At 73.8% G+C, this 15,161-nt stretch carries 12 protein-coding genes; 6 read left to right on the forward strand and 6 right to left on the reverse strand.

Features of this window, described 5'->3' with window-relative positions; all coding sequences use genetic code 11:
- Position 1: 1 nt before the first annotated feature.
- The 4 genes from ACZ6Q9_RS06090 to ACZ6Q9_RS06105 all read left to right on the forward strand — a co-directional run bounded on the left by ACZ6Q9_RS06090 (position 2) and on the right by ACZ6Q9_RS06105 (position 5,583).
- Positions 2–1,441: an FAD-dependent oxidoreductase gene (locus ACZ6Q9_RS06090; RefSeq protein ID WP_396827997.1), complete on the forward strand. Its 1,440-nt coding sequence runs from the start codon at positions 2–4 to the stop codon at positions 1,439–1,441.
- 67 nt (positions 1,442–1,508) lie between these two features.
- Positions 1,509–4,073 (forward strand): nitrite reductase large subunit NirB, encoded by a 2,565-nt coding sequence (gene nirB, locus ACZ6Q9_RS06095; RefSeq protein ID WP_396827999.1) that lies wholly within the window; start codon positions 1,509–1,511, stop codon positions 4,071–4,073.
- A gap of 55 nt (positions 4,074–4,128) precedes the next feature.
- On the forward strand, positions 4,129–4,494 hold the full coding sequence (gene nirD, locus ACZ6Q9_RS06100; RefSeq protein ID WP_357703346.1) for a nitrite reductase small subunit NirD: 366 nt from the start codon (positions 4,129–4,131) through the stop codon (positions 4,492–4,494).
- Positions 4,495–5,583 (forward strand): uroporphyrinogen-III synthase, encoded by a 1,089-nt coding sequence (locus tag ACZ6Q9_RS06105; RefSeq protein ID WP_396828001.1) that lies wholly within the window; start codon positions 4,495–4,497, stop codon positions 5,581–5,583.
- Between the two features lie 66 nt (positions 5,584–5,649).
- On the opposite strand, the gene ACZ6Q9_RS06110 is transcribed toward ACZ6Q9_RS06105, so the two are convergent.
- The 4 genes from ACZ6Q9_RS06110 to ACZ6Q9_RS06125 form a co-directional block, all read right to left on the reverse strand.
- A complete protein-coding gene (locus tag ACZ6Q9_RS06110) occupies positions 5,650–6,273 on the reverse strand; it encodes a GTP-binding protein (RefSeq protein ID WP_357455296.1) in 624 nt (207 codons plus the stop codon).
- Entirely contained in the window at positions 6,254–6,619 is a 366-nt protein-coding gene (locus ACZ6Q9_RS06115) for a DUF742 domain-containing protein (protein ID WP_350704113.1), read from the reverse strand. The genes ACZ6Q9_RS06110 and ACZ6Q9_RS06115 overlap by 20 nt, the downstream gene beginning before the upstream one ends.
- A gap of 86 nt (positions 6,620–6,705) precedes the next feature.
- Entirely contained in the window at positions 6,706–7,113 is a 408-nt protein-coding gene (locus tag ACZ6Q9_RS06120; RefSeq protein ID WP_067359650.1) for a roadblock/LC7 domain-containing protein, read from the reverse strand.
- The gene (locus tag ACZ6Q9_RS06125; protein ID WP_393261620.1) at positions 7,110–10,253 is read right to left on the reverse strand and encodes a sensor histidine kinase; all 3,144 of its coding nucleotides are present in this window, start codon (positions 10,251–10,253) and stop codon (positions 7,110–7,112) included. Before ACZ6Q9_RS06125 ends, ACZ6Q9_RS06120 begins: the two co-directional genes overlap by 4 nt.
- Before the next feature lie 447 nt (positions 10,254–10,700).
- Here ACZ6Q9_RS06125 and ACZ6Q9_RS06130 point away from each other — a divergent pair, with 447 nt between their 5' ends.
- On the forward strand, positions 10,701–11,882 hold the full coding sequence (locus ACZ6Q9_RS06130) for an ABC transporter substrate-binding protein (RefSeq protein ID WP_393261622.1): 1,182 nt from the start codon (positions 10,701–10,703) through the stop codon (positions 11,880–11,882).
- A 156-nt stretch (positions 11,883–12,038) separates the two neighbouring features.
- Here ACZ6Q9_RS06130 and ACZ6Q9_RS06135 read toward each other — a convergent pair whose 3' ends face one another.
- Both ACZ6Q9_RS06135 and ACZ6Q9_RS06140 read right to left on the reverse strand, forming a co-directional pair.
- A complete protein-coding gene (locus tag ACZ6Q9_RS06135) occupies positions 12,039–12,938 on the reverse strand; it encodes an ABC transporter permease (protein ID WP_393450513.1) in 900 nt (299 codons plus the stop codon).
- Between the two features lie 97 nt (positions 12,939–13,035).
- Entirely contained in the window at positions 13,036–14,064 is a 1,029-nt protein-coding gene (locus ACZ6Q9_RS06140) for an ABC transporter substrate-binding protein (RefSeq protein WP_396828005.1), read from the reverse strand.
- A gap of 311 nt (positions 14,065–14,375) precedes the next feature.
- Between ACZ6Q9_RS06140 and ACZ6Q9_RS06145 the strand changes: the two genes are divergently transcribed.
- Complete coding sequence (locus ACZ6Q9_RS06145) at positions 14,376–15,161, forward strand: ABC transporter ATP-binding protein (protein ID WP_393261630.1); 786 nt, start codon at positions 14,376–14,378, stop codon at positions 15,159–15,161.

Raw genomic sequence — 15,161 nt, forward strand, 5'->3', positions numbered from 1 at the left:
CATGACCGAGCGGGTCGTGATCGTCGGCAACGGGATGGCCGGCGCCCGGCTGGCCGCCGAGCTGCACGCCCGGGGCGGGGAGCGGAAGGTCACCGTGCTCGGGGCCGAGCCGCACCGGGCGTACAACCGGATCATGCTCTCCACGCTGCTGGCCGGCAAGATCGGCGAGGCGGACGTGGAACTGGCCGAGGCCGCCGGGCAGGGCGTCGACCTGCGTACCGGGGTGACCGTCACCGCGATCGACCCGGCCGCCGGCGCGGTCCGCACCGACGACGGCGACCGCATCGCGTACGACCATCTGGTGCTCGCCACGGGCAGCCGGGCCGTGGTGCCCTCGCTGTCCGGCCTGGACGGGCCCGACCTGCCGGCGCGGGTGGTCCCGTTCCGCACGCTGGACGACTGCCGGCGGATCCTCGCCGTCGCCGAGGGCGCGCGCAGCGCCCTGGTGCTCGGCGGCGGGCTGCTCGGGCTGGAGGCTGCCCGCGGGCTCGCCGCCCGGGGCCTCGACGTCGGGGTGGTGCACCCGGTGCCGTACCTGATGGAACGGCAGCTCGACCCGGCCGGCGCCGCCGTGCTGGCCGGCACGCTCGCGGGCCTCGGGGTGACCACCTACCTGGCCGTGTCGGCCACCCGGGTGGCCGCGGACGACGACGGGGTCCGCCTCGACCTGGCCGACGGCCGGTCGCTCACCGCCGACCTGCTGGTCCTCTCCTGCGGGGTACGCCCCGACATCGCCCTCGCCGCCGCGGCCGGGCTGGCCGTGGATCGCGGCGTGCTGGTCGACGACCGGCTGCGCACGAGCGACCGGCGGATCTCGGCGATCGGCGACTGCGCCCAGCACGACGGCGTCCTCACCGGGCTGGTCGCCCCGGCCTGGGCGCAGGCCAGGGTGGTGGCGCAGGTGCTCACGGGCGAGGACCCGCTGGTCCGCTACCGCCCCCGCCCGGTGGTGACCCGACTGAAGGCGGCCGGCATCGACCTCGCCGCCATGGGCGACCCGGCCGACGGCGGGGCCGGCGAGGAGCTGACCTTCGCCGACCCGGCCCGGGGCACGTACGCCCGGCTGCGCATCCGCGACGAGCGGCTGACCGCCGCGATCCTGCTCGGCGACAACCCGGCGGTCGGCACTGTCGTCCAGCTCTTCGACCGCGGTCAGCCGGTGCCGGCCGACCGGCGCTCGCTGCTGCTCGGCCGGGCCTTCGGCGCGGCCCCGGCGGCGCCCGCCGCGTCCCCGGCCCTGATGCCGGACGCGGCGACCGTCTGCCAGTGCAACAACGTCAGCAAGGGGGCGCTGGTGGACTGCTGGCGTTCCGGGGCCCGGACGGTCGACGCCGTGGTCGCCGCGACCCGGGCCGGCACCGGATGCGGCGGCTGCCGGGACGCGGTCGCCGGCATCGTCGACTGGCTGTCCGAGGTGGATTCGGTGGAGGTGGCGCAATGAGCGAGCGAATCAGCAGGCCCGGTGCGACGGTGCCTCATGACGGCACGCAGCGAAGCGGAGTGCCGTCATGAGCGATCGAAGCGGGCGAATCAGCAGGCCCGGTGCGACCGTGCCGCATGCCGGCAGGCTGGTCGTCGTCGGCAACGGCATGGTCGGGCAGCGCTTCGTCGACGCGCTGCGTGCCCGCGACCCCGAGCGGCGGTGGCGGATCACCGTGCTCGCCGAGGAGAGCCGTCCGGCGTACGACCGGGTGCGGCTCTCGGCGTTCTTCGACGGTGTGGGCGCCGAGGAGCTGAACCTGCACACCCCCGACGACGGGGTGGAACTGCGCCTGGGCGAGCCGGCGACGGCGGTCGACCGGGCGCGGCGGGTGGTGCGCACGGCGGCCGGCGAGCACCCGTACGACGCCCTGGTGCTGGCCACCGGCTCGTCCGCCTTCGTACCGCCGGTGGCCGGGGCGACCCTGCCCGGGGTCTTCGTCTACCGCACGCTGGACGACCTGGCGGCCATCCGGGAACACGCGCGCGGCCGGCGCACCGGGGCGGTGATCGGCGGCGGGCTGCTCGGGCTGGAGGCGGCGAACGCGCTGCGGCTGCTGGGGCTGGCCACCAGCGTGGTGGAGTTCGCGCCGCGGCTGATGCCGGTGCAGGTGGACCCGGCCGGTGGCGCGATGCTCCGCCGGTACGTCGACGAGCTGGGCGTGACCACCCACCTGGGCGTCGCCACCACCGCGATCCGGCCCGGCCCGGACGGCACCGCCGCCGGGCTGGAGCTGGCCGACGGCACGGTGGTCGACGCCGAACTGGTGGTGGTGGCGGCCGGCATCCGGCCCCGCGGCGAGCTGGCCCGGGCCGCCGGGCTGGCGCTCGGCCCGCGCGGCGGGGTGCTGGTCGACGGCGCGTGCCGGACGGCCGACGAGCGGGTCTGGGCGGTCGGCGAGTGCGCGGCGGTCGACGGCACCTGCCACGGCCTGGTCGCCCCCGGCTACGCGATGGCCGAGGTGGTCGCCGACCGGCTGGTCGGCGGGGCGGCCACCTTCCCGGGCGCGGACACCGCCACGAAGCTGAAGCTGCTCGGCGTGGACGTGGCCTCGTTCGGCGACGCGCACGGCGTCACCGAGGGCTGCCTCGACGTCACGTTCACCGACCCGGCCACCCGGGTGTACGCCAAACTGGTCCTCTCCGACGATGCGAAGACCCTGCTCGGCGGGGTGCTGGTCGGTGATGCGAGCGCCTACCCGACGCTGCGGGCCAGCGTCGGCGGGCCGCTGCCCGCGCCCCCACTGGCGCTGCTCGCCCCCTCCGGCGCGGCGGGCGCGGGGGCCGGGGCGCTGCCGGCCGCCGCCCAGGTCTGCTCCTGCAACGCGGTGACCCGCGCCGACGTCGACGACGCGATCGCCGGCGGCTGCGCGGACGTGCCGGCGCTGAAGGCGTGCACCCGGGCGGGCACCAGTTGCGGCTCCTGCGTGCCGATGCTCAAACAGCTCCTCGACGCGGCCGGGGTGCGGCAGTCCACCGCGCTCTGCGAGCACTTCGACGCCAGCCGGCAGGAGCTGTTCGACATCGTCCGGGTGCGTGGCATCCGGACGTACTCCCAGCTCATCGCCGAGCACGGTCGGGGGCGCGGCTGCGACATCTGCAAGCCGGTGGTGGCCTCCATCCTCGCCTCCCTCGGCACCGGGCACGTGCTCGACGGGGAGCGGGCGTCGTTGCAGGACACCAACGACCACTTCCTGGCCAACCTGCAACGGGACGGCAGCTACTCGGTGGTGCCCCGGATCCCCGGCGGGGAGATCACCCCGGAGAAGCTGATCGTGATCGGCGAGGTGGCCCGCGACTTCCGGCTCTACACGAAGATCACCGGAGGACAGCGGATCGACCTGTTCGGGGCTCGGGTCGAGCAGCTTCCGCAGATCTGGCGCCGCCTGGTCGACGCCGGCTTCGAGTCCGGCCACGCGTACGGCAAGGCGCTGCGCACGGTGAAGTCCTGCGTCGGCGAGACCTGGTGCCGGTACGGGGTGCAGGACTCGGTCGGGCTGGCCATCGCCCTGGAGCTGCGCTACCGGGGGCTGCGCGCCCCGCACAAGATCAAGTCGGCGGTGTCGGGCTGCGCCCGCGAGTGCGCCGAGGCCCGCAGCAAGGACTTCGGCATCATCGCCACCGACACCGGCTGGAATCTCTACGTCGGCGGCAACGGCGGCTTCCGGCCCCGGCACGCCGACCTCTTCGCCACTGATCTGTCCACGGAAGCGCTGATCCTGCTGATCGACAGATTCCTGATGTACTACATCCGTACCGCCGACCGGCTGCAACGCACCGCCGTCTGGATCGAGGCGATGGACGGCGGCCTCGACCACCTGCGCGCCGTCGTCGTGGACGACTCGCTCGGCCTGTGCGCCGAACTCGACGCCGCGATGGCCCGGCACGTCGAGTCGTACTCCGACGAGTGGCGGGACGTGCTGGAGGACCCGGCCCGGCTGCGCCGGTTCGCCTCCTTCGTCAACGCCCCCGGGGTGCCCGACCCGTCGATCACCTTCGCGCTCGAACGCGGCCAGCCGGTCCCGGCGAACCGCGTGCCCGGGGCCGAGGGCCGGCCGCCGGTCGCGCTCGGGATGCCGGAGGTGCGGCCATGACCACCACCACGACCGGACTGCCGGAGGTACGGCGATGACCACGACGACCGCCGCGATGCCGACGACCGCCACGGTCCCGGCCGCCGCGACGCGCGCCTGGACGCCCGTCTGCCCGCTCGACCGGCTGGAGCCCGAGCGGGGCGTCGCGGCGCTGGTCGACGGCGTGCAGGTGGCCCTCTTCCGCACCGCCGACGGGCTGTTCGCCCTCGACAACCTCGACCCGGTCGGCCGGGCGTACGTGCTGTCGAGGGGCATCGTCGGCAGCCGGGGCGGGGTGCCGACGGTCGCCTCGCCGCTGCACAAGCAGGCGTACGACCTGCGCACCGGGGTCTGTCTGGACCTGCCCGGGGTCGCCGTGCCCCGGCACGAGGTGCGCTGCCGGAACGGGCTGGTCGAGGTGCGGCTGCGACAGGAGGGGTGAATGCGCGACGAACTGGCCGGCTTCACCATCGGGGTGACCGCCGACCGCCGGCGGGACGAACTCGCCGCGCTGCTCCAGCGGCGGGGCGCCCGGGTGGTGATCGCCCCGGCCCTGCGGATCGTGCCGCTGGCCGACGACACCGACCTGCGCGAGGCCACCCGGGCCTGCCTGGACCGGCCACCCGACATCCTGATGGCCAACACCGGCATCGGGATGCGCGGCTGGCTGGAGGCCGCCGAGGGCTGGGGGCTGGCCGAGCCGCTGCGCGGCGTCCTCGCCGGCGCCTACGTGGTGGCCCGGGGCCCCAAGGCGCGCGGGGCGATCCGCGCCGCCGGCCTGCACGACCAGTGGTCACCGGAATCGGAGAGTTGCGACGAGGTGGTCGACCACCTGTGCCGGCGCGGCGTCGCCGGGCAGGTGATCGCCATGCAGCTGCACGGCGAGCGGCAGCCGGAGTGCACGATGGCGCTGGAGGCGGCCGGGGCCACCGTGATCGAGGTGCCGGTCTACCGGTGGGCGGCACCGACCGACCCGGCCCCGCTGCACCGCCTGATCGACCTGGTCGCCGGCCGGCTGGTCGACGCCGTCACCTTCACCTCGGCCCCGGCGGCGGAGGCGCTGCTGCGCGCCGCCGGGGACCGCGGCGACGCGGTGCTGGACGCGTTCCGGCGCGACGTGCTGGCCAGTTGCGTGGGGGCGGTCACCGCGGAGCCGCTGCTGCGGCGCGGGGTGCCGGTCAGCGCGCCGTCCCGGGCGCGGCTGGGCGCCCTGGTCCGGACCATCGTGGACGAGTTGCCGCGCCGCACGGTCACCCTGAAGGCGGCCGGCCACCTGCTCACCCTGCGCGGACACGCCGCCCTGGTCGACGGCGAGCTGCGTCCGCTGGCCCCGGCGCCGATGGCCGTGCTCCGGGCGCTGGCCCACTCCCCCGGCCGGGTGCTGTCCCGGACCGCGCTGCTGCGGACGCTGCCGCGCGGCGCCGACGAGCACGCGGTGGAGATGGCGGTCGCCCGGCTGCGCGCCGGGCTGCGGGCGCCCCGGGTGGTGCAGACCGTCGTCAAGCGCGGCTACCGGCTCCGGGTCGACTGACCCGGCAGGGTGGCCCCTGCCGCCCGCACCGGGGCGGCCACGGGCACCGCCCAGCCGTGGCCGTTCTCAGCCGACCGGAGCCGGGAAGCCGCGGCCGTGCTCGGACTGGAGGCGGATCATGGCGTGCTCCACGACGGTCACCAGCACCTGCTTGACCGACTCCCGGTGCCGGGCGTCGGTCAACACCAGCGGCACGTCCGGCGAGATGGCCAGCGCCTCCCGGACCTCCTCCAGCTCGTACTGCGGCGCGCCGTCGAACCGGTTCAACGCCACCACGTACGGCAGCCGGCGGTTCTCGAAGTAGTCCAGCGGCGCGAAGGCGTCGGTGATCCGGCGGGTGTCCACGAGGACGGCCGCGCCCACCGCGCCCTTGATGATCTCGTCCCACATGAACCAGAACCGGGTCTGGCCGGGCGTGCCGAAGAGGTACAGGATCAGGTCCTCGGCCATGGTGATCCGGCCGAAGTCCATGGCGACCGTGGTGGTCTGCTTTCCCGGCACCTTGGACGGGTCGTCGATGCCGACCCCGGCCGCGGTCATCACCGCCTCGGTTCTCAGTGGGGTGATCTCCGAGATCGCGCCGACCAGGGTCGTCTTGCCCACGCCGAAGCCGCCCGCGACCACGATCTTCGCGGAGATGATTCCCCGGCTCTGGCGGGCCCCGGCGGGGTCATAGCCTGCGAAGTCCACTTAGCACCCTTCCAAGGATTTCCATCCGCTCCTCGAACCCCTCGGCGGGAGCGGCAGTGTGTAGCGTCAGCAGGCTCTCGGCCACCATGTCGGCGACCAGCACCCGGGTGACGCCCAGCGGCATCCGGGTGTACGCGGCGATCTCGGCCAGCGACTGCGCCCGCCCCTCGCAGACGGTGGCGATGCGGTGCTTGTCGTGCCCCGCGAAGCGGGACTCCGCGACCTGGGTGGGGGTGGCCGACAGGACCGCCTCCAGGGCGATGTCCATCTGCGCCTCGGTCCGACCGCGGGTGACGGCGTACGGCCGTACCAGCGCGCCGCGCGGGTCCGCGCGCCGTTGGTCCATCCGCGATCACCTCCCCTTCCCGGCCGGGCCCTTCTGGCACCGGTCTCCTCATCCCTCGCCGACGCGGAGCCCGCGTCGCGACCCGGCTACGACCGCACGGCGTCCCGGGGCAGCGGCACCAGCGCCGCGCCGACCCGCTCGACCAGGAGCGCCATCTCGTAACCCACCTGCCCGACGTCGCAGCTGCGGGCCGCCAGCACCGCCATCGACGAACCGTCGCTGATCGACATCAGGAAGAGGTAGCCGCTGTCCATCTCGATGACCGTCTGCAGCACACCGCCGGCGCTGAACATCCGGGCGGCGCCCTCGGTCAGGCTGACCACGCCCGAGGTGATCGCCGCGAGCTGGTCCGCCCGGTCCGCGGGCAGGTCCCGCGAGGAGGCGAGCAGCAGCCCGTCGGCGGACACCGCCACCACGTGGGCGATGCCCGCCACGCTGTCGGCGAAGTTGGTGAGCAACCAACTCATGTCCTGCATGGCCGCTGGCCTGTTCATCGACTCGTCTCCTTGGTCGAGGTGCTGTTCTGGTCCGTTCCGGCCGCCCGGCCGCGCTGCACGCCGCGGTGGTAGGCCGACAACAGGCCCCGTACTTCGTCGGGGGTGCGCCGGCTGCGGTCGCGGCCGCCCTGGGGCTCGATCCCGCCGGGCACGAGCTGCGCCTGCGGCACCCGCTTGGGCAGCCCGGAGCGGGTGGTGCCGGCGGCGGCCGGCTCCGCGGCCCGGCTGGCCCGGGACCAGCCCTCGTCGGCCGCCGTCCGCCAGGCGTCCGCGTCCGTCGCGGGCGCCGCCGGCGGCGGGTCCGCAGCCGGCGTCGTGGCCGGCGGCGCGGGGGGCGCGTCCAGCGTCACGGGCCGTGCCGGGGCCGGGGCCGGGGCCGGCGGGGTGTACGACGGCGGCGGCGGCTGCGCGGGCGGCGGGGTGGCCGTGCTGCCCGGCGTACGCGTGGGCAGCCGTGGCGGGCGTGACTCGCCCGTCGTCGGCTGGGCCGCAGCCGGCTGGCCGGCGGACGGCTGGGCCTGCGGCGGCTGGCTGAAGTCCGGGCGGGTGAAGATGGCGGTGGCGTCGTTGCCGTGCGAACGGAACCACACCGCCTCCATCTCGCGGAAGATGGGCGCCTCGGCCGGCAGCTCGGCGCGCGGGGTGATCGGCGCGGCCGGGGTGACCGGTGCGGCCGGGGCGGTGGCAGCCAGGTTGGCCCCGAGGCCACGGCCCGCACCCGCTCCGAATCCGCCCGCCGCGGCGGGACCGGCCGGCAGCGGGGTGGCGGCCGGCTGGCCGGCGACCGGGCCGGCCGGCAGCACCGGCGCGGCCGGCGCGGCGGCCTCCGCCGCGGGGACACGCTTGGGCAGCGGCTCGACGGCAGGGTAGGCGACGGTCGGCGTGCCGACCGAGACCCCGCCGCCGGTGAAGGTCGGCTGGGCCGGCGTCGCCGGAGGGGCCGACGACGGCGTCCCGGTCAGGCCGCCGGCCTGCACCGGGGACGCGGCGTCCCGCGCCTGCTCGGGCGCCTGCCACGGTGCCGGCGCGGACCGCCACTGGTCGGTGAGGGTGGCGGTACGTCCCGTTCCGGCGAGCGGCTCGCCGAGACCGACGGGGGTGAGCGGCGTCTGCTCGACGGCGAGCGGCTGCCGGGGCCGGGTGATCTGCTGGTCGCGGCTGGGAAGCTGCGGCAGCACCACCGTCGCGGCGGGGAGCGTCACCTGGGCGACGGTGCCGCCCTCCACGTTGCGGCGCAGCTCCACCCGGATGCCGTAGCGGGAGGCGAGCCGACTGACCACGGCCAGACCCATCAGCCGGAACGCCGCGACGTCGACGCTCGGCGGGGCCGCCAGCCGGCGGTTCAGCGAGTCCAGCTGCTCGTCGGTCAGGCCGAGGCCCCGGTCCTCCACCTGGATCAGCACGTAGTCCCGGATGCGCCGGCCGTCGGCGACCACGGTCGTCGTCGGCGGCGAGAAGCGGGTGGCGTTGTCGAGCAGCTCGGCGACCAGCCGGACCACGTCGTTGACCGCGTGCGCGGCCACCGAGATGTCGGTGTCGACGGTGCCGAACTCGATCCGGTTGTAGAGCTCGACCTCGGACTGCGCGGCGCGCAGCACGTCCACCAGGAGGGCGTCGTCGCGGCGCGGCACGGCCGAGTCGGCGCCGGCCAGGACGAGCAGGTTCTCGTCGTTGCGGCGCATCCGGGTGGCGAGGTGGTCCAGCTCGAAGAGCTGCGCCAGCCGCTTCGGGTCCTCCTCGCCGCGCTCGATCGCGTCCAGCTCGCCGATCATCCGGTCGACCAGGGTCTGACTGCGCCGGGCCAGGTTGAGGAACATCGCCGAGACGCTGGTACGCAGCGCGGCCTGCTCGGCGGCCACGCGGACCGCCTCGCGGTGCACGACGTTGAAGGCGAGCGCCACCTGCCCGACCTCGTCGCGGCTGTCGAGCCGGATCGGGTCGCGCACCTCCCGGACGATCTCGTCGACGCCGCCGTCGCCGACATTGCCGACGTTCTGGAGCCGCTTCACCGCGTCCGGCAGGTCGTGGTTGGCCACCGAGAGGGCACCCTCCCGCAGCCGGCGCAGCGAGCGGTTGAGCGAGCGGGCCAGCACCACGGCGAGGCTGACCGCGATGGCGAGCGTGAGCAGCACCAGCACCGACTCGACGACGGCCTGCCGGATGACGTCCGAGAGGGCCTGGTCGGCCTGGTCGAGAAGCCGGTCCTGGAGCCGGATCTCGGCCCACCGCATGAGGTCGTTGACCGCGCCGAAGGCGGCGGTGGCGTCCTGGGCGGTCACCAGCGGGCGCTGCCCGACCGAGCGGGTGATGTCGGCCGCGACCCGGTCGGCGAGGGTGACCGCGTCGCCGGAGACGGTGCCGTCGACGAGTGCGCGCTGGGTCGGGTCGGCGGCCAGGGAGAAGGCGAGCAGCGCCTCCTGCTGGCTGGTCAGGGTGGCGACGAAGGAGGAGAACTGCTCCTCGTCGAGCGCGCCGGCGCTCAGCGCGGTGAAGGCGACCGACTGCTCCTCGGCGACGGCCGCCTTGGCGCGGGCGAACGCGGCGACCGCACGCCGGGCGTCGGCGAGCTGCTCCTCGCCGGGCAGCTGGGCGAGCCCGTCGCCGTACGCGACCAGGTCGGTGATGATGACCCCGTAGCGCAGCGCCGCCTCGGCGACCGCCATCTGCTGGCGGTCCAGCACCTTCTGCCGGGTGGCGGCCAGCGTCTCCAGGTGCTCGTCGATGGTCGCCAGCCGGTCCCCGACGGCTGCCGGGACGTCGCCGATCCGCCCGCGCTCCGCCCGGTAGGCGTTGATCCGCTCGTCGGTGCTGCGCACCCGCAGGTTGTAGGTGTCGGCCTTCTGCTGCGGCGCGGCCAGGAAGGCGGACGCCGCCATCCGCTCGGCGTGCAGGTCCTGGGTCATCGCGGAAATGTCGATGGAGAGCGCGGTCAGGGACCGGGCCCGGGTCGCGTCGTAGGCGCCCTCACCGACGGAGATGAGCCGGACGGCGGCCAGCGCGATCACCGCGGCGACCGGCACCACCAGGATCAGCGCGAGCTTGGAGCGGATCCGCGCGTCGCGCAGCCGGGGCATGCGCCGGCGCTTCGCCTGCTCCCTCTCGCCGCCGTCGGGCAGGGTCGTCGGTCCGGTGCTCACGACATCGCCTCCGTCGTTTCTTCCACGCCTGCCCCGCCGACTCGCGCCCGGTGCAGCGGACTGCGCCACACGCGGCACGGCCGCGATTTCATCAGAAGCGATCCTGTTTGGGAAGTCGCAGTGGGGAAGGAAACGGTCGGAGGGCACGCATCCCGTGATCCGGTCAACTAATACCTTCAATTCTCCACGCCCGTGAACAGGGCATGTAACTCCAGGGTGGTCAGCCATGTCGGATTAGTAAGCGCTGGCAGACTTCTCGCAGCCCCACCATGTGGGATACGCGTCCCGAAACGCCTCCGACGCCCGCGCTTGACCACAGGGCCCGGCGTTGGCAAGGTTTTGCAGGCTTCGCGCACACCGTACGGCAGACCGATACCGTTTCTCCACTGAGGACGGAAACAACCGGCGGTGACCGGGCAGCGCCCGGGCCGCATCTGGAGGACTGAGTTGAGCACCATCCGCTCCGCGACCGCCGCGGCGCTCGCATCGGCCGTGCTGGCCACCACGCTCACCGGCTGCCAGTTCGGCGCGGACGAGCAGGACACCAGTCCCATCGTCATCGCGGCGGACCTCGAACTCTCCGGCGCGGCGGCGACCGTCGGCAAGACGTACCAGCGGGCGCTGGAACTGAAGATCGAGCAACTTAACTCCTCGGGCGCGCTGAACGGCCGGAGGATCGAACTCAAGGTGAAGGACAACCGGTCGGATGCGGCCGAGTCGCTGCGCAACATCGGTGACTTCAGCGCCGATTCCCAAGTCAGCGCGATCATCATGGGCGGCTGCAACGATTGCGCGGTCGGCGCCGTCCGGGCCATCAACGAGAAGCGAATTCCCACCATTGCGCTCGCCTCGTCCGGCGCGGTGGCCAGCCCGATCGCCGACCGGCGGTACGTGTTCAAGCTCGCCCCGAACGCGGCCGACAGCGCCGCCGCCCTCGCCGTCGAGATGCGACGCAACGGCGTCAAGACGGCCGGCGTGCTGCACAGCGACGACGACTACGGCCGCGAGGGTCTGGCCGCGCTGCGCAGCGAGTTCGCGAAGAGCGGCATCAAGCCACCGCGTGCGGAGTCGGTCAAGACCACCGACACCGAGGTCGGCGAGCAGGTCAAGGCGCTGACCGAGGACGAGCCGGACGCACTGGTGGTGTGGACCCCGCCGGAGCAGGCGGCGCTGGCCGCCACCGCGGCCCAGCAGGCCAAGTTCAAGGGATCACTCTTTTTCGACGCGGCGGCCGCCGGCGACCTCTTCCTCGGGGCCGCCGCCCGGGCGACCGAGCGGGCGACCATGGTCTTCACCCAGACCATGGTGATCGACGACGTCATCGCCACCACCCCGGCGAAGGCGGCCCGCCGGCAGTGGTTCCAGGACTACACCGCCCGGTTCGGCGGCTACAACGGCTCGTCCTCGTTCGCGGCCGACGCCGTGCAGCTCATCGCCGACGCCGAACTGCGCGCCGGCGGCGAGCCCGGCCGGGTCGACCGCGACGGCATCCGCGACGTGCTGGAGACGTCGCAGATGGACGGCCTGTCCGGCCCGATCCGGATGACGCCGGACAACCACTCCGGCCTGATGCCCCAGGCCCTGACCACCCTGGTCGCCCGCAACGGCCGGTGGCGCCTCGCGGGGTGAGGGTGGTTGGGCGGTGTGGCCCGCCGTACCCGGCTCCGGGCGGTCAGGCTTGATCCCTGCGCCGGGTACGGCGGGCCACACCTTGGCTGTCCAGCGGGCCATCCGTCGACGCGGGCCATCGGTCGACGCGGGTCACCGGTCACCCGTTGACGACGGTCACCGGGCCGACGTGGTGGCCCGGACCCAGGGCAGCGCGAGCCGCTCGACCAGGGAGAGGGCGCTGTAGAGCAGGATGCTCATCAGCGCGATCAGCACGATCGCCGCCCAGGCGGTCGCGGTGTCGCCGATGCCGTTGTACTGCAGGATCTGGTAGCCAAGCCCCGGCTTGTCCGAGTAGAACTCGCCGATCACCGCGCCGATCGCCGCCAGCGGCATCGCCACCTTGAGGCCGACGAAGACCTGCGGCAGCGCGGCCGGGAAGCGCACCTTGCGGAACGCCTGCCACCACGACGCGTTCAGCGACCTGGCCAGCTCGGCCAGGTCCGCCGGGGTGGTGGTGAGACCCGTCGCGGTGGAGAGCACGATCGGGAAGAAGCACAGCAGGAACACCATGGTCAGGATGGGCTTCTCCCCCCAGCCGACCGAGACCACCAGCAGCGGGCCGAGGGCGATCTTCGGCACCGCGTTGACCGCCACCAGCAGCGGCGCGAACATCCGCTCGACGCGGCGGGACGCGGCCAGGGCCATCCCGATCAGCACCCCGGCGACCGCCGAGAGCAGGAAGCCGACCAGCGTCAGCAGGGTGGTCACCCCCAGCGCCGGCAGCAGCACGTCGGCCGACGCGGTCAACGAATTCCACACCGCCTGCGGCGGCGGCAGGGACGCCGGGTGCACCAGCTCCAGCACCGACGTGACCAGCCACCAGACGATCAGCGCGATCACCGCGCCGAGCAGCGGCAGACCGACGGCCGCCGGGCGTACGCCGGACCGGCGGGCAGCCGCCGAAACCGGCGGCGTGGTGGGCGTCGCCACCCCGGGCGCGCTCGCCGGGGCCGGGACGGCGGACTCGCGCCCCGCCTCGGTGGGGCCGGACCGGGTACCTGTCGTCTCCGTCACGGGTCCTCCTCTCCTGCCGGCCGGGGCCGGCACGCGGCGGGGGTGCGCCCTCCGGTCATCCCGGTGGGTCGCACCCCCGCGGCACGGTCGGCGTCGGTCAGGCCTTCGGCGCGAGGCTGAAGTCGATGATCTGGTCGGGGGTGATGTTCTGCTTGAGCTGGCCGGCGCCCTGCAGGATCGCGATGCTCTTGGCCACCCGGCCGCTGTCCAGGGTGCCGAGCTGGGTGCCGGAGTTGCTGGACCGCACGTAGCCGGCCATCAGCTGCAGCTCGGCGGCGGCGGAGGCCGGGTTGGCGGCGTCGACGTTCTTCTTCAGAATGTTGCCCGCCTCCTGCGGGTTGGCCAGCGAGTACTCCAGGCCCTTCATCAGGGCCGCGGTGAATCGCTTGACCATCTCCGGCTTCTCTTTGGCGATCTTCGAGGAGGTGATCAGCACGTTGCCGTAGAGGTCCTGCATCACGTTGCTGTAGGGCAGCAGGACGGCCTTCTTCTTGGTCACCGTCTCGATGGTCGGCTGGCCGACGACGAACTGGCCGATGCCGTCCACCGCGCCGGAGGCGAGCGTGCCCATCAGGGTCTGCGCGTCGCCGTTGACCCAGGTGACCTTGCTCGCGTCCACGCCGGCCATCCGGGCGTACGTCGGGAAGAGGTTGCGGACGACGGAGGTGGGGGTGTCGGCGAGCTTCTTGCCCTCCAGGTCCTTCGGCGACGCGATGCCCTTGCCCTCGACGGTCGCGATGGCGGCCATGGTGCGCTGCTGGATGGCGGCGACCGCGACGAAGTCCTTGGCCTGGCCGTTGCCGAACTGGAGCAGCCCACCGGTGAGGTCGATCGGGCCGAAGTGGGCCTGCCCGCCGACGATCGTCTGGATCACCATGCCGGTGCCCTGCCCCGGCTTGATCTCGACGTCGAACCCGGCCTCCTTGAAGAAGCCCTTCTCCTTCGCCACCCAGGCGTAGGAGTCACGGCCGAAGTTGCCGAACGAGGTGAGGTAGGTCACCTTCTCCAGCGCCCTGCCGTTGCCGCCCTTGGCGTCGTCGCCGGAGTCCGAGCCGCTGCACGCGGAGACCAGGGCGAGGGCGGTGGCCAGCGCGGCTGTGGCGACCGTACGGGTCAGCCTTCTCATCAGTGCACCATGTCCTTTCCGACCGGTACGGCTCGCCGCCGCCCGGTGGGGGTTGTCTGGCGGGCCGGCGGAGGGGTTGCCGGCTCCACCGTCGTGAGGGGATCCATCGCGGGCACAGCGTACGAGAAAACAACCTTTGCGGTGCCAGCCGTATCGGGTTGCGGTACGGACACAACTCGTGTCCACCTGTGACGGCTCGCCGTCATCCACCGCGGTTGGTCAGGTGATCCACCCCGGACGGTGCGACACGGAGGCAGGCCGGCTACCCTGTGCCGCGACTGCTGATCGTCGAATCAGGGAGGCCGCCGGAGATGATCCGCCTGTCCGGGGTGTCCCGCACCTTCGACGGCCGCGGTGGCCGGGTGGAGGCGCTGCGCGGCATCGACCTGCACGTCGCCGAGGGCGAGTTCGTGGCGGTCCTCGGCCGCTCCGGGTGCGGCAAGTCCACACTGCTGCGCCTGGTCGCCGGCCTCCTGCCGGTGTCCGACGGCGAGATCACCGTGGCCGGCACGCCGATCACCAAGCCCCGCCGCGACATCGCCATGCTGTTCCAGCGGCCGGCCCTGCTCCCCTGGCGCACGGTGCTGGACAACGTCCTGCTCCCCGTCGAGATGTTCGGCTGGAAGCGGGCCAAGCACCGCGACCGTGCCCGGGAGCTGCTGGACCTCGCCGGGCTGGGCGGCTTCGAGAAGCGGCTGCCGCACGAGCTCTCCGGTGGCATGCAACAGCGGGTGTCGCTGTGCCGGTCGCTGATCGGCGAGCCCCGGGTGATGCTGATGGACGAGCCGTTCTCCGCGCTCGACGCGCTCACCCGCGAGGAACTCTCCGGAGAGCTGCAACGCGTGCACATGACGTCCGGGGCCACCGTCGTCTTCGTCACCCACTCGATCGACGAGGCGGTGCTGCTGGCCGACCGGGTGGTCGTACTCAGCCCCCGGCCCGGCCGGATCCGCAAGGTGGTCGACGTGGACATCCCCCGACCGCGCACCCTCGGCCGCAACGCGCACCTGGCGGACGTCGCCCGGGTCAGCGCCGACCTGCACGAACTCCTCATGGAACGGGACCTGCCGGCGCCGGCCGGCGCGGAGGGACGATGA

The sequence above is a fragment of the Micromonospora sp. NPDC049139 genome, assembly GCF_055586845.1.